This window comes from uncultured Campylobacter sp., from assembly GCF_937890585.1.
Lineage (GTDB): Bacteria > Campylobacterota > Campylobacteria > Campylobacterales > Campylobacteraceae > Campylobacter_A.
On the sequence record NZ_CALACG010000259.1, the window covers coordinates 1 to 15006 of the forward strand.

At 38.6% G+C, this 15006-nt stretch carries 19 protein-coding genes; all 19 read left to right on the top strand.

Going from position 1 to position 15006, the window contains the following annotated elements:
- Window positions 1-154 precede the first annotated feature (154 nt).
- Entirely contained in the window at window positions 155-577 is a 423-nt protein-coding gene (locus Q0296_RS07770; protein WP_298038983.1) for a FoF1 ATP synthase subunit B', read from the top strand.
- 9 nt (window positions 578-586) lie between these two features.
- The gene (locus Q0296_RS07775; protein ID WP_012001332.1) at window positions 587-1099 is read left to right on the top strand and encodes a F0F1 ATP synthase subunit B; all 513 of its coding nucleotides are present in this window, start codon (window positions 587-589) and stop codon (window positions 1097-1099) included.
- Window positions 1099-1629, top strand: coding sequence for a F0F1 ATP synthase subunit delta (locus tag Q0296_RS07780; protein WP_103605466.1), 531 nt, complete (start codon window positions 1099-1101; stop codon window positions 1627-1629). Before Q0296_RS07775 ends, Q0296_RS07780 begins: the two co-directional genes overlap by 1 nt.
- A gap of 14 nt (window positions 1630-1643) precedes the next feature.
- Window positions 1644-3161: a F0F1 ATP synthase subunit alpha gene (gene atpA, locus Q0296_RS07785; RefSeq protein ID WP_298038986.1), complete on the top strand. Its 1518-nt coding sequence runs from the start codon at window positions 1644-1646 to the stop codon at window positions 3159-3161.
- A 9-nt stretch (window positions 3162-3170) separates the two neighbouring features.
- Entirely contained in the window at window positions 3171-4058 is an 888-nt protein-coding gene (gene atpG / locus Q0296_RS07790) for an ATP synthase F1 subunit gamma (protein ID WP_298038988.1), read from the top strand.
- Between the two features lie 11 nt (window positions 4059-4069).
- Complete coding sequence (gene atpD, locus Q0296_RS07795; protein ID WP_298038991.1) at window positions 4070-5467, top strand: F0F1 ATP synthase subunit beta; 1398 nt, start codon at window positions 4070-4072, stop codon at window positions 5465-5467.
- Window positions 5468-5485: 18 nt separating this feature from the next.
- Window positions 5486-5875, top strand: coding sequence for an ATP synthase F1 subunit epsilon (gene atpC, locus Q0296_RS07800; RefSeq protein ID WP_002939398.1), 390 nt, complete (start codon window positions 5486-5488; stop codon window positions 5873-5875).
- A gap of 117 nt (window positions 5876-5992) precedes the next feature.
- Window positions 5993-6460, top strand: a complete 468-nt coding sequence (locus Q0296_RS07805; protein WP_366939729.1) for a MotA/TolQ/ExbB proton channel family protein — start codon at window positions 5993-5995, stop codon at window positions 6458-6460.
- Window positions 6461-6859 carry a biopolymer transporter ExbD gene (locus Q0296_RS07810; RefSeq protein WP_298039002.1) on the top strand — a complete coding sequence of 133 codons (399 nt, stop codon included), beginning with the start codon at window positions 6461-6463 and terminating at the stop codon, window positions 6857-6859.
- A gap of 1 nt (window position 6860) precedes the next feature.
- Window positions 6861-7796 carry a TonB C-terminal domain-containing protein gene (locus tag Q0296_RS07815; RefSeq protein WP_298039006.1) on the top strand — a complete coding sequence of 312 codons (936 nt, stop codon included), beginning with the start codon at window positions 6861-6863 and terminating at the stop codon, window positions 7794-7796.
- A 15-nt stretch (window positions 7797-7811) separates the two neighbouring features.
- On the top strand, window positions 7812-9068 hold the full coding sequence (gene tolB / locus Q0296_RS07820) for a Tol-Pal system protein TolB (RefSeq protein ID WP_298039011.1): 1257 nt from the start codon (window positions 7812-7814) through the stop codon (window positions 9066-9068).
- Window positions 9069-9132: 64 nt separating this feature from the next.
- On the top strand, window positions 9133-9636 hold the full coding sequence (locus tag Q0296_RS07825; RefSeq protein ID WP_298039015.1) for an OmpA family protein: 504 nt from the start codon (window positions 9133-9135) through the stop codon (window positions 9634-9636).
- A gap of 13 nt (window positions 9637-9649) precedes the next feature.
- Window positions 9650-10492: a tetratricopeptide repeat protein gene (locus Q0296_RS07830; RefSeq protein ID WP_298039017.1), complete on the top strand. Its 843-nt coding sequence runs from the start codon at window positions 9650-9652 to the stop codon at window positions 10490-10492.
- A 54-nt stretch (window positions 10493-10546) separates the two neighbouring features.
- Window positions 10547-11131, top strand: a complete 585-nt coding sequence (locus tag Q0296_RS07835) for a peptidylprolyl isomerase (protein ID WP_298039032.1) — start codon at window positions 10547-10549, stop codon at window positions 11129-11131.
- A 9-nt stretch (window positions 11132-11140) separates the two neighbouring features.
- Window positions 11141-12070, top strand: coding sequence for an ACP S-malonyltransferase (gene fabD, locus Q0296_RS07840; protein ID WP_298039019.1), 930 nt, complete (start codon window positions 11141-11143; stop codon window positions 12068-12070).
- A complete protein-coding gene (locus Q0296_RS07845) occupies window positions 12067-12750 on the top strand; it encodes a 5'-methylthioadenosine/adenosylhomocysteine nucleosidase (RefSeq protein ID WP_298039022.1) in 684 nt (227 codons plus the stop codon). Before fabD ends, Q0296_RS07845 begins: the two co-directional genes overlap by 4 nt.
- A complete protein-coding gene (locus Q0296_RS07850) occupies window positions 12747-13505 on the top strand; it encodes an ATP-binding protein (protein WP_103567595.1) in 759 nt (252 codons plus the stop codon). The genes Q0296_RS07845 and Q0296_RS07850 overlap by 4 nt, the downstream gene beginning before the upstream one ends.
- Before the next feature lie 137 nt (window positions 13506-13642).
- On the top strand, window positions 13643-14572 hold the full coding sequence (locus Q0296_RS07855) for a Cj0814 family flagellar-dependent secreted protein (protein WP_298039024.1): 930 nt from the start codon (window positions 13643-13645) through the stop codon (window positions 14570-14572).
- Window positions 14573-14582: 10 nt separating this feature from the next.
- A complete protein-coding gene (locus Q0296_RS07860) occupies window positions 14583-14747 on the top strand; it encodes a hypothetical protein (protein ID WP_298039027.1) in 165 nt (54 codons plus the stop codon).
- Window positions 14748-15006 lie beyond the last annotated feature (259 nt).

A 15006-nucleotide genomic window follows, 5' to 3' on the forward strand; every position in this document is an offset into this window, starting at 1 on the left:
CTATCAAACATTTTAGCTTTATTTTTATACCCATGAGATTCTGCTGTAAACTTAGTTGAAATAACTGCTATATTTTTATTTTTAGTATTTTATTGTAAAATCAGACTTTGATTTGAATATTAAATAAAACTTAATAACAAAATAAGGAGAGTGGATGTTAGAAATAGATGTGCCATTGATGCTTTTAACGGCTATCGTTTTCTTTGTCTTGATCGCCATTTTAAATCCTTTGCTATACAAGCCAATGCTTAAATTTATAGATGACAGAAATGCCTCTATAAAAAATGACGAAGAGAGCACTAGCAAAAATGCAAGCGACTTAAGCGTTCATGAAAAAGAGATCGAAGAGATCATACAAAACGCAAGAGCAGAGGCCAACAAAATAAGACAAGAAGCCTTAAATTTGGCAAAAGAAGAGTCTTTAAAAGAGATAAATTCAGTAAAAAGTAGTTTAGAGGCTGATTATAATGAGTTTTTAAACGCTTTAAGCTCTCAAAAAGATAGCCTAAAGGCAGATCTATCAGCTAAACTACCTGAGCTTAGAGCAGCTTTAAACGCTAAGCTCTCTAAAATTTAAAGGAAATTTATGAAGATAAAAATTTTATTTTTTCTAGCACTTCCATTTCTAGCATACGCTAGCGAGCATGGTGGAACAAACTACGACATAGTCGAGAGAACGCTAAACTTCTTACTTTTCTTTGCTATCTTGGTCTATTTTGCTGCTAAGCCACTAAAAGCTCTATATCAAAGTAGGATCGATAGGATCGCAAATAAACTTGAGAGCATCCAAGAGAAGCTTCGTGAGTCAAAAGCTAAAAAAGATGACGTTCTAAAGCGTGTAGAAGAGGCTAAGCAAAATGCAAACGCTCTAATAGAAACTGCGAAAAAAGAGGCTGTAAATTTAGCCGCTAAGGTCAAAAAAGAGGCTCAAAACGATATCGCAAATATCGAAAAAGGTTACAAAGAGCAAAAAGAATTTGAAGAGCGTAAGATGACAAAAGGCGTTGTAAATGAAATTTTGAGTGACATTTTCTCAAGTGATAGCCTAAAAGTCGATCAAAAAGAGCTTGTAAATATCATACTTAAAAAGGTTAGCTAATGAATGAAGTAGTAGCCAAAAAATATGTTAAAGCGATCCTGAGCGATGCAAAGCCAGGTGAGCTAAACGCATTTATCGAAAATTTAGTTGAGCTAGCTGCCGCTTTTGGAAGCGATAAATTTAAGAGCATTATAAGCTTGCCAACTCTAAAAGCTGCAAAAAAGGTAGAATTTATACTTTCTCTAGTAAAAAATTCAGACGCTAAATTTGCAAATTTTATAAAGCTTCTTGGTGCAAACAAAAGACTAGAGCTTATCCCAGCGATATTAAACGAGATGAAGATAGAGCAATCTTTACTTGAAAATACATATCGTGGCGAGGTCATTGGAAATTTTGATCTAAGTGCTGAGCAGATAAAAGCTTTGGAAGAGAATTTCTCTAAGAAATTTAACTCTAAGATTAAGCTTGATGGCTCAAAGAGTGATTACAACGGTGTAAAAGTTGAGTTAGATGATTTAGGTGTCGAGGTAAATTTCTCTATCGACAGACTAAAAAGTCAAATGAGTGAATATATATTAAAAGCAATTTAAAAAGGAGTGAAAGCGTGAGTGCAAAAATTAAAGCTGACGAAATTAGCACGATAATCAAAGAGCGTATTGAAAATTTTGATTTAAGTGTTGATGTAGAAGAGACCGGTAAAGTCATCTCAGTCGCTGATGGCGTTGCTAATGTTTATGGTTTGAAAAACGTTATGGCTGGCGAGATGGTTGAATTTGAAAGCGGCGAAAAAGGTATGGCTCTTAACCTTGAAGAGAGCAGTGTTGGTATAGTTATCCTTGGAAAAACTAGCGGTATCACAGAAGGCAGCTCTGTAAAAAGACTTAAAAAACTTCTACGCGTTCCAGTTGGCGATGCATTGATCGGCCGTGTTGTAAATTCACTCGGTGAGCCAATCGACGCAAAAGGGCCAATCGAAGCTACTGAATCTCGCTTCGTCGAAGAAAAAGCAAAAGGTATCATGGCTAGAAAAAGTGTTCATGAGCCACTTCAAACAGGTATCAAAGCGATCGACGCTCTTGTGCCAATTGGTAGAGGTCAAAGAGAGCTAATCATTGGCGACCGCCAAACTGGTAAAACAACAGTTGCTATCGATACTATCATCAACCAAAAAGGTCAAGATGTCATTTGCATCTATGTAGCTATCGGTCAAAAACAATCAACCGTTGCTCAAGTCGTTAAAAAGCTTGAAGAATACGGCGCTATGGACTACACGATAGTTGTAAATGCTGGCGCTAGTGACGCAGCTGCGCTTCAATACCTTGCTCCGTACGCTGGTGTAACAATGGGTGAATACTTTAGAGATAACTCTCGCCACGCGCTAATCATCTATGATGACTTGTCAAAACACGCGGTTGCTTACCGTGAGATGTCTTTGATCTTAAGAAGACCACCAGGCCGTGAAGCTTATCCAGGTGACGTTTTCTACCTTCACTCAAGACTTCTAGAAAGAGCAAGTAAGCTAAATGACGCACTAGGTGCGGGATCTTTAACGGCTCTACCTATTATCGAGACTCAAGCGGGCGACGTTTCAGCTTATATTCCAACAAACGTTATTTCTATTACAGATGGTCAAATTTTCCTTGAGAGTGACCTATTTAACTCAGGTATCCGCCCAGCGATCAACGTTGGTCTTTCTGTTTCTCGTGTCGGTGGTGCAGCTCAGATCAAAGCTATCAAACAAGTTTCTGGTAACCTAAGACTAGACCTTGCTCAGTACCGCGAGCTACAAGCATTTGCTCAGTTTGCAAGTGACCTTGATGAAAGCTCAAGAAAACAACTAGAGCGTGGTCAAAAGATGGTTGAAGTGCTAAAACAACCTCCATATTCTCCACTTCCAGTTGAAAACCAAGTAGTTATCATATTTGCTGGTGCTAAGGGCTATTTAGATGACGTTGCAACTACAAATGTAACAAAATTTGAAGCTGAGCTATATCCATATATCGAGGCAAAGTACCCTGAAATTTTCGAGCAAATCAGAACTAAAAAAGTTCTTGATAAAGAAGTAGAAGAAAATTTACATAAAGCGTTGAAAGATTTTAAAGCGACTTTTGCCGCGAACTAGGGCTAAGATATGTCAAATTTAAAAGATATAAAACGAAAGATTAAGAGCGTCCAGAACACTCAAAAGACGACGCGTGCAATGAAGCTTGTCTCAACAGCAAAGCTTCGCAAAGCTGAAGAGGCTGCACGTTACTCTAGGGTTTATGCACTTAAGATCAATGAGGTCTTATCAGAGATAGCTTATAAGATCAATCAATACGCTTCAGTTATGACTGAGAGTAAATTTTTTAACACTGAAAAGAGTGTTGAAAAGGTTGATATTATATTTGTGACGGCTGATAAAGGACTTTGCGGTGGCTTTAACGTCCAGACCATAAAGACAGTTAGGCGTATGATCGATGAGCTAAAAGCCAAAAAGATCAAAGTTAGACTAAGAGCTGTTGGTAAAAAAGGTATAGAATTTTTCAATTTCCAAGGCGTTGAACTACTCGAGACTTATGTCGGAGCTAGCTCATCACCTACATATGAAAAAGCTCAAAAGATCATAAAAGATGCTATTGATGACTTTATGAACGGCACAACAGACAAAGTTGTGCTAATACACAATGGCTATAAAAATATGATTTCTCAAGAGATTAGAGTAAATGATGTTGTGCCTATTGAGCCGTCTAAGATAGTTGCGGTGGAGACAAATTCTTTGATGGAATTTGAACCAGAAGACAACTATACTAAGATCATGGACGAGTTGCTTAATAAGTATTTTGAATATAGCATGTATTATGCTTTGGTTGATTCTTTGGCTGCTGAACATAGTGCCAGAATGCAAGCTATGGATAATGCAACAAACAATGCTAAAGAGCGCGTAAAACAGTTAAATCTTGCTTATAATAAAGCAAGACAAGAGTCTATTACCACTGAGCTTATCGAGATCATCAGTGGTGTTGAATCAATGAAATAAAAGGAGTATGAATGAAGGGTGTTATTAGTCAAGTTATGGGCCCTGTGGTCGATGTTGACTTTAATGACTACTTGCCAAAGATCAATGAAGCTATCGAAGTTTTATTTGAGGTTGAGGGCAAGAAACATAAACTAATATTAGAAGTTGCTGCTCACCTAGGCGATAATAGAGTTAGAACTATTGCTATGGATATGAGTGAGGGCTTGACTCGTGGCCTTGAAGCTAAAGCGCTTGGTACACCTATTAGTGTTCCAGTTGGCGAAAAAGTTTTGGGTAGAATTTTTAACGTAGTTGGCGATTTGATTGACGAGGGTGAAGGTATAAATTTCGATAAGCACTGGTCTATCCACCGCGATCCTCCTCCATTTGAAGAGCAAAGCACTAAGAGTGAAATTTTTGAAACTGGTATCAAGGTAGTTGACCTTCTAGCTCCTTATGCAAAGGGTGGTAAAGTAGGTCTATTTGGTGGTGCTGGTGTTGGTAAAACGGTTATTATTATGGAGCTTATCCACAACGTTGCGTTTAAACACAGCGGTTACTCTGTATTTGCAGGCGTTGGTGAGAGAACTCGTGAAGGAAACGACCTTTATCACGAAATGAAAGAAAGTAACGTTTTGGATAAAGTTGCCTTGTGCTACGGCCAAATGAACGAGCCACCAGGAGCAAGAAACCGTATCGCGCTAACTGGTCTTACAATGGCTGAATACTTCCGTGATGAGATGGGACTTGACGTTTTGATGTTTATAGATAACATATTCCGTTTCTCTCAGTCTGGTGCAGAGATGTCAGCTCTACTAGGACGTATTCCATCAGCTGTTGGTTATCAGCCAACTCTTGCAAGTGAGATGGGTAAATTTCAAGAGAGGATCACATCAACCAAAAAAGGTTCGATCACCTCTGTTCAGGCTGTTTATGTTCCAGCTGACGACCTTACAGACCCAGCTCCTGCGACTGTTTTTGCTCACCTTGATGCTACAACAGTTCTTAACAGATCGATCGCAGAAAAAGGTATCTATCCAGCTGTTGACCCGCTTGATTCTACTTCAAGAATGCTCGATCCTCAAATTTTAGGAGCAGATCACTATAAGGTAGCTCGCGGCGTTCAAGCTGTGCTTCAAAAATATAAAGACCTTCAAGATATCATCGCTATCCTTGGTATGGACGAGCTTAGCGAAGAAGATAAGCTTACAGTTGATAGAGCAAGAAAGATAGAGAGATTTTTATCTCAGCCATTCTTCGTTGCTGAAGTATTTACAGGCAGCCCTGGTAAATATGTAAGTCTTGACGAAAACATCGCTGGCTTTAAGGGAATTTTAGAAGGCAAATATGATCATTTACCTGAAGCAGCATTTTATATGGTCGGAAATATAGATGAGGCTTTAGCTAAAGCTGAGAAACTTAAGGCTTAAATTTAAAAAGGAAGCGTAATGGATAAATTACATTTAGAGATCGTAACTCCTCAAGGTCAGATATTTAATGATGACGTGAGTAGTGTAGTGCTTCCAGGTAGTGAGGGTGAGTTTGGTGTTTTACCAAACCACGCCTCATTAATATCTCTTTTAAAAGCAGGTATTATAGATATAGAAGATAAGCATAAAAAGCATGATGTAGTTGCTATTAACTGGGGCTATGCGAAGATCGATGAAGGCAAAGTAGTTATACTAGCTGACGGCGCGGTCTATGTATCTGGAAATAGCGAAAGCGAGCTTGCAAATTCATTAGAAGCTGCTAGAAATTTGATAGAGAGTATGAGTAGTGATACAAATGCTTTTGCGGCAACTATATCAAAAATGGAAAATGTAGTGAGAGCAAGATAAGTGGGTGGTATAGATTTATTTTTAAATTATGTTCAAAGAAGTAGTTTTATTACAATTGTTGTTTTAACTTGGCTATCTATATATTTTATAATTAGTTTTACGATTTTATTTTCAAGGATGGCTGGCATCGGCGCTTGGCAAAAACGTGAGCAAAGTGCTCTTGAGGCACTTCTCATGGGTGCTAAAAATATCCCAAATGACTCATCTTTGAAAAAATGTGCAAACGGCAAAATTTCAAAAGAAAAACTAAATGTTTGCATAAGCATAGCTGAGAAAAACGCAACTAGCGGACTTACTTGGCTTAGTATCATAGCCTCTACCTCCCCGTTTATCGGTCTTTTTGGAACAGTTGTCTCTATCTTGGAGACATTTTCGCAGCTAGGAAATGGCTCAAGCTCATCTCTTGGTGTCATAGCACCAGCTATCTCTGAAGCGCTTGTTGCTACTGGATGCGGAATTTTTGTTGCGATTCCAGCATATACATTTAACTTGCTTATAAAAAGAAAAGCTTATGAACTAATGAGCGTTATCGAGCGTCAAGCTGACGTTATGATAGCACTCAAAAAAGATGATGAGACGTTATAGATGGCTTTTAAATTTACTGACGAAGCGCCAGAGCTAAATATAACGCCTCTTGTCGATATCATGCTTGTTTTGCTAGCCATTTTGATGGTTACTATGCCAACGATAACATACCAAGAAGATATCACACTCCCAGATGGTTCAAAGGCAAAGACCTCTATGTCTAAGCAAAAAGACCTTATAGTGTCTATAAATGCGCAAAGGCAAGTCAAGATAGATCAAAGCTTGATGAGTCTTGCCGAACTACCTGATAATATCGCACTTATGAGTGCAAAATATGACAAAACCGCACCTATTTATATCAAGGCTGACAAAAATTTAAAATACGATGACGTTATGTTTGTATTGAAAACCTTAAAAAGTGCCGGTTTTAGCAAAGTGGCTTTAGAGACAAACGGATAAGATGTCAAACAAAGTTAAATTTCCAACGCTAAGTTCATTTTTTGTAGCGTTAAGTATTTACATTGCTATTGTCCTTGTTTTGTTTATAAAGCTTACATTTTTTACAGAGCCAGCCAAAAAATATACTGATGACAAAGACGCTATCATGGACATCGTTATGGTGGATCGTGAGATCGATCAAACGATAAAAGCTCCAAAACAAAAAGAAGAAGTTGAAAAAGAGACAAAGCCAGAGCCAAACAAAGAGTCTGAAGAAGACAAACAAGAGACTACAAATAAGCCAGTCGTGCCAGATGAGCCGCTGCCAACTCCAAGCTTACCAACTCCTCCAAAGGACGAGCCTAAGCCAGAACCTAAACCTGAACCAAAGCCTGAAAATTTAAAGCCAAGTGAAGAGCCTAAAGAAGAGGCCAAGCCAGAACCAAAACCCGAGCCAAAACCAGTCGAAAAGCCAAAAGAGCCAAATATAAAAGATCTTTTTAGTGACATCGACTCGACTAAGCTAAAAAAAGATGATGGCATAAAAAAGGTAGAAAACAAGGTACAAAGCCGCAAAAAAAGCGAGGCTTCTAGCTCAAAAGCTGCAAAAGAGGCTAGCGACATAATTAAGAGTTTAAAGATAGATCAAAACCCAACAGCTCCAAAGTCACAAATGACCGGTACTTATGATCCATTGATGGGAGCCATAACAAAGCAAATTCAAAGAAGATGGCAAAGCTATAAAGCTGACTCTGCAAATATAGCTAAGGTAAAAGTTATGATAGATCAAAGTGGAAATTTTAGCTATGAAATTTTAGAGCTATCATACAATGAAGAGTTTAATGCAAAGGTTAGAGAGTGCCTGGAAAAGCTTACTACAGAGAAATTTCCATTTAATCCAGACAAGAGCACAATTGAGACTTTTAATTTAATAGATAAAATAGATCAAAAATTTTAAATTTACGGAGTAGAGATGAAGAAAATTTTTCTTTTTTTATGCGTTGCTCTAGGGCTTTATGCTGCTGATGCGACCATATCTGTTGTAAATCAAGGTGTTGCTTTGCCAAAGATAGCTTTGCAAGATGCAACTACAGCCGTCAGCGACCCAAATTTTAAAGAGAAATTCTTTAGGATAATGATGGGCGACCTAAAAGTTAGCTCTGACTTTGAGGTTATCGAAGATCACGTACCTTCTACATATGAGGGAACAGCAGCTACAAATACTATGAGCGACAAAGGTGTTGAGCTTATCTTAAGATACGCACTTGAGGGCTCTATTAACTCGCCTCTTACTTTAAAAGTAAAGCTAATAAATGCTAAAACGGCAACTACAAGATATGAGAAAATTTATACTATGCCAGATGGTGCGAAGTATCCATTTTTGGCGCACAAAAGTATAGTTGAGCTAACAAACGAGCTAAATTTACCACCTGTTGGTTGGATGGAGAAATTTATCATCCTAGCTAAGTATACTTCGGCTCGCCAAAGCTCTATCATCGTGGCTGACTATACTCTTACATATCAAAAAACGATAGTAAGTGGCGGTCTAAACATATTCCCAAAATGGGCAGGCGCTGATCAAAGTAAATTTTACTATACATCTTATGTGAATAACAAACCAACTTTGTTTAGATATGACCTAAATTCAGGCACAAAAACAAAGATAATCGACAGCGTTGGTATGCTTATAGCTTCAGACGTTAGCAAAGATGGAAGCAAAATTTTATTAACTATGGCGCCAAAAGATCAGCCGGATATTTTTATCTACAACACAGGTAGTAAGAATTTAACTCAGATCACAAACTATCCAGGCATTGATGTAAATGGAAATTTCGTAGATAATGACAGCAGAATAGTTTTTGTTTCAGATAGACTTGGATATCCAAACATCTTCGCAACACCTGCAACCTCAGGCGGAAGTGTTGAGCAAATGGTATTTCATGGCAAAAACAACAACTCAGTAAGCACTTTTGAAAACTATGTAGTTTATTCAAGTAGAGAGGCTAGTGGTGGCTTTAATATTTATCTGATCTCAACTCAAACAGATTTTATCCGTCAGCTTACAGCAAATGGTAAAAATAACTATCCAAGATTTTCAAGCGATGGACAAAGTGTTGTTTTCATAAAAGAACTTGGCGGTCAAAGCTCGCTTGGTGTTGTTAGATTAAATGAAAACAGAAGTTTCCAATTCCCACTAAAAGTGGGCAGAATTCAGTCTATTGACTGGTAATATTCTGGTTATATTTAAAATTTTTGTGATATAATGCGACCAAATTTTTCAAAAAGGATAAGGAATGAAAAAAGTAGTTCTAGCAAGTGTTGCAGTTGCAACTTTATTGTTGAGCGGTTGTAGCTCTAAAAACCCTGAAGTTGATATGAATGCAAATTCAAATCAATCTGCAGATTCAAATAGTATGAGTGATGCTGATAGACTTGCAGCTCTTATAGCTAACATTGAAAGCCAAGTTAAAAGTGTATACTTTGACTTTGACAAATTTAACATCAAAGGCGATCAACAAGGTGTTGTTAGCGCAAACGCAGCTGTATTCAACCAAGCTGACGCTCAAGCACTTTCTGTAAAAGTAGAAGGTAACTGCGACGAGTGGGGTACAGATGAGTATAACTATGCTCTTGGTCTAAAACGTGCTAAAAGCGCTAAAGACGCTCTTGTAAGAAACGGCGTTAGTGCTGATAGAATCGCTGTAGTTAGCTTTGGCGAAAGCAACCCAGTTTGCACAGACAAAACAAAAGCTTGCGACGCTCAAAACAGACGTGCTGATTTCAAAGTACTTCCATAATTTGTAAGTAATAATGAATAAAAAAATAATCATTGCGGCTCTTCTTGGAGCCGCTTTCTCTATTGGTTCAGCTCAGGAAATTTCAGCATTTGATGCGGGCAATATGGATAGTCCAAACCCGTATGGTCTAACTGATAGCGAAAAAGTAACCTTAAGCAACAAAAGAAGCGTTCAAAATATCGAAGAGAATATGAATAACGTTTCAGAGCAGCTTCAAGGCTTACAAAGCTTAATCGAAAGCATGAGTGCTAGGATGAATAAGCTTGAGCAAAGAATGAACGAGCTAGAAACTAGAGTAAATGGCGGCATAAGCGATTCTGGTGTTAGTTTAACGTCACTAAAAGCTTACGTTGATGAGACTAGAGAAATTCAAGATAGAAACTATAAAAACATTACCGCTACCTTAAATAAACTGGGTGCGATAATGGATAAAAATGCTGCTCAACCAAAGCAAAATGCAAATCCAAAACAACAAAATAAACCAACTTCAAATTTTAGTGGTAAAAGCGATAAGGACATCTTGTTTGATGGCATTAAGCTTTTAAATTCTGGCAAAAGCGCAGAGGCTGCTGAATATTTTGAATATCTAAACAAAAAAGGCTATAAAACTGGCACTTCAAACTACTATTTAGGCGAAGTCGCATATAGCCAAAAATCATATAGCACAGCTATACAATACTACAAAAAAAGTATACAAAGCGAAGACAAGGCTGACTACACGCCAAAACTTTTGTATCACACAGCTATAAGCTTTGATAAGATAGGTGACACACAAAGCGCAAATAGATTTTACAAGGCTTTAAAAGTTGGCTACCCAGATAGCAAAGAAGCCAAAGCTGCCCCTGATAGAAATTAAATTTAATCTTTTTTAGATATAATCTCGCATTAATCTAAACTAAATCCCAAGGAGATTATTGTGAGTAAAGATCAAGTTATAACTATGTTTTATGAGCTAAAAGATGCCAATAGCGGTGAAATTTTAGAGTCAAATATGCAAGAAGGTGGTCAAATTTCTTTTATTACAGGACATGGCCATATTATAGAAAAGCTTGAAGAAGAAGTTAGCAAACTAAAATCAGGCGACAAAGCTACTATATACATTAAAGCTGCTGAGGGTTGTGGCGAATATAATAAAGACGCCATCCAATCACTTCCAAAAGAGCAATTTGCCGGTATAGACCTACATGAAGGCATGGAGCTTTTTGGTCAAAATGAAGATGGCTCAAGTGTTCGCGTCATCGTTAAAGAGATCAAAGATGACGAAGTGACAGTTGATTTTAACCACCCATACGCTGGCAAAGACTTGCTATTTAATGTTGAAATTTTAGAAGTTAGAGACGCTACTGAAGATGAAAAAGCAACTGGCATGGTAGCAGGTGCACACACTTGCGGTTGTGGCGGACATGATCATGATCACGAGCATGAGTGCTGCGGTGGTCACGGACATGGTGAAGGCGGTTGCGGTTGTGGCGGTCACGGACATCATCACCACTAAGAAGCCAAAATGAAAAAATTTGCTTTTATTTTTGCGGGTCAAGGCTCGCAAAGTGTTGGCATGGGGAAAGATTTTTATGAAAATTTCTCTTCGGCAAAACTTCTATTAAATGACGCTTGCAACGACACAGGCATTGATTTTGAAGAGCTTTTATTTACACAAAACGACAAGCTAGATAAGACCGAATTTACCCAACCTGCCATCGTTTTAAACTCGCTTATGAGCTACCTGGCATTTTCAAATTTCATAAAAGCCAAGCCAGAATTTAGCTTAGGCCACTCACTCGGAGAATTTACAGCTCTTGCGGTTAGTGGTGCATTTAGCTTTGTTGAAGCGATTAGGCTTGTAAATTTGCGTGGTAAATTTATGCAAGAAGCCTACGTTGGCAAAGATGCTGGCATGATGGTGGTGCTTGGACTTAGCGATGAAGTTGTTGAGGGGATTTGTAAAGAAGCACAGGATGAGGGCTTGCAAATTTACGCTGCAAACTACAACTGCGATGGTCAGATCGTTGTAGCTGGTGTGAGAGCAGACCTTGCAAAATACGAGGCAAAATTTAAAGAAGCAGGCGCAAAAAGAGCGATGCTTTTAAATATGTCAGTAGCTAGCCATTGTCCGATACTTGAGCCAGCTAGCGTTAAACTAGCAAACGAGCTTGAGGGCGTTTTGGCTGCGAATTTTGCCCCAGTCGTTTCAAACGTAAATGCAAAAATTTACACCGATAAAAATGAAGCATTAGTGCTTTTAAAAGAGCAGCTAACGCATCCAGTTCGTTACAAACAAAGCATCAAAAACTACGAAAACGAGGTTGATTGCTTTATCGAGCTTGGTGCGGCGACACTAAAAGGTATAAACAAAAAGATCACAGAAAAACCGACATACAGCGTCACAGACATGGCGAGCCTTGAAGAGGTTGTGAAGATTTTGGAGGAGAGATGATAGCGATACTTGGTGCGATGCAAGAGGAGATCACACCTATCCTTGAGATGGTGGGCGAGTATAAAACCACAGAGTACGCAAACAATAAATTTTACGAGGCAAAATACAAAGGCAAGGACCTAGTCATCGCCTACTCAAAGATCGGCAAGGTAAATGCGGCGATCACTGCGACCTTGATGATAGAGAAATTTAAGGCTTCAAAACTGCTTTTTACAGGCGTTGCTGGCTCACTTGATGAGAATTTGAAAATAGGCGATATGTTATATGCCACCAGCCTTGTGCAGCACGACCTTGACATCACAGCTTTTGGTCATCCATACGGCTTTGTGCCAGGGACAAGTATCTTTGTCAAGAGTGATGAAGGTCTAAATGAGCTAGCTAAAAATGTCGCTAGCAAAAAGGGCATGAGCCTAAATTCAGGCATCATCGCAACTGGCGATCAGTTCATCTGCGACAACGAGAAAAAAGAGTGGATCAAAAAGATATTTAACGCGAGTGCTACCGAGATGGAGGGTGCGAGCGTTGCGCTAGTTTGCGAGACACTTGGCGTGCCATTTTTCATCCTTAGAGCCATCAGCGACGGAGCTGGCAACGAGGCTGAGTTTGACTTTGATAAATTCTTGCAAGACTCAGCAAACGTGAGCGCTAAATTTATCCTAGAAATGGTGGAGAGCTTATGATAGAGCTTAGCAAAAGGCTACTAAGGCAGGTTGGTCAGACAAACGCTAGATACAAGATGATAGAGGGCGGAGATAAGATCTTACTCGGTCTTAGTGGCGGCAAAGATAGCCTCGCGCTCGCTCACGTGCTAAAACATGTGCAAAACGTCACGCCTGAGAAATTTGAGTTTAAGGCGGTGACGCTAAGCTACGGCATGGGCGAAGACTACGCTTATTTGACCGAGCACTGTAACGAGCACGGCATAGAGCACGAGGTGATAGATAGCTCGATATTTGAGATATCAAAGGAGAAGATCCGCAAAAATTCTAGCTTTTGTAGCTTTTTCTCGCGCATGAGAAGAGGCTATCTTTACACCTATGCGCTAAAGCATGGCTTTAACAAGCTTGCGATCGCTCATCACTTGGACGACGCAGCTGAGAGCTTTTTTATGAATTTCACCTATAATGGCGCGCTAAGGACGCTTGCTCCAAAATACAGAGCTAAAAATGGCATCGTCGTGATCAGGCCATTTATCTTTGTGCGCGAAAGACAGCTTCGCGAAAATGCGATCAAAAATGAGCTAAGAGTAGTTGGCGATGAGGCGTGTCCTGCGATGAGATTTGACGTGAAGATGCCACACGCTAGATATGAGACCAAGCAGCTTCTAGCAAATTTAGAAAAAGAAAATCCAAAGCTATTTACATCACTTAAAGCAGCATTTGAAAATATCCACACAGATACATTTTTTGGTATCAACGAAGGCAGTGAAGAGTAAATTTAACTCTTCGTTTCTGCCCTTAAAGCTAAATTTACAACCAAATTTATTACAACACATCCAAAAAGTAAAAACTCATTTTGAAGTAGGAACACTCCTTGCTTACTAAATATAAATTTGATAAGCAAGGATCGTAAATGAGCATTTTTAGTGTTAGCACGCAAAAGTATAGCTCAGTAGCTACTGAGGCAAAAGCAAGGAAACTTCAAAAAGAGCAGTCTGAAAGTGCCAAATTTCAAAACGCTCTTGCAAATAATGAAAAAACAAAAGACATTGCACAAAATTTACAAAGACTTGAGCTTACAAAAGATACACAGCAAAGCATTTATAGCGTAAAATTTAAAGATAAAAACGAGCTAGCTTATCAAAGCGACAATGCTGGCTTTATGGATACTAGTTTTAATAAAGCAGCTGGCTTGCCACAGGACTTTAAGCTTCACAAAAGCACTATAAAAGAATTGCTAAACTTCGCAACAAAGCAAAATAATATAAATAGCGTCCTTTATAGCAACGCAAGCGGCAAGCTTTTTGACAATGACGTCTTTGAAAATATCGACATAGCAGACACGATAGGTCAGTATTACGCTATCTTTTCTCAGGTAATGGGCAAGAGTTTAAATAAAGATAGTTTTACAGATAGTGACCTAGCAAATTTGCCAAAAGGCTACATCTCGCAAGGGATGAAAGGCATCGATTTTAACGCAGATTTGAGCGATAGATCAAATATTGATTTTTTAAATAGTCGCAAAAACGAGGTCGTTACAAATATCTTTAGTAGCCAAGATGAAATGAAGCTTGCATCAAATTTAAGCGAAGATCTATCAAAACTAGGCATAAAAACAAACCTTAAAAAGCTAAATTTTGCAAATTTAGAGCAAGAAAACACTGGTGGCTTTAACCCAGACCTCTCTTACTATAAAACGGAGTCTGGTTACAAAAAAGAGGCTTTGTTTATTAGTTTTCTAAAGTCAGAAAGTCCTGCGATCCTAGAGGGCGGAGAGACTGCGCTAAAGCCTGAAGTCTTGCTAAATAACGCCTTTCATCGCTGCCCAGACGAAGGATCATAGAAGCGAAAGCTTGAGCGATGTGGCTACTCTTAAAAAGCTGGCAGAAGATAGAGAAAATTTTAAAAATTTAGTGCTTGAGCTACTAAAAAATAGCACCATAAAGCCAAGCGAGGATAATATAAATTTAGCTTTTAATGAGCTAAATCAAATTTATGCCCTAGGCAGACAAAAGTAGTTTAGGCATCTCTTAAGATCGGCGTTTGATCTAGCTAAATTAGCTAAATTTACTAGGTAAATCTTTTCATAAAAAAGACGATATCTTTGGTATGAAGCTAAAAGGATATTAGATGATAAACGCACTTGGTAGTTACCCCTTAAATTTAGAACAAAATATAAAGGTATCAACCAAAGTTGCCACCAAGCAAACAAGCTCTGAGGCTTTAGGCTACAAGGTAGATAAAGATGGCTACTTTACAGATGAGTTTAATAAACAA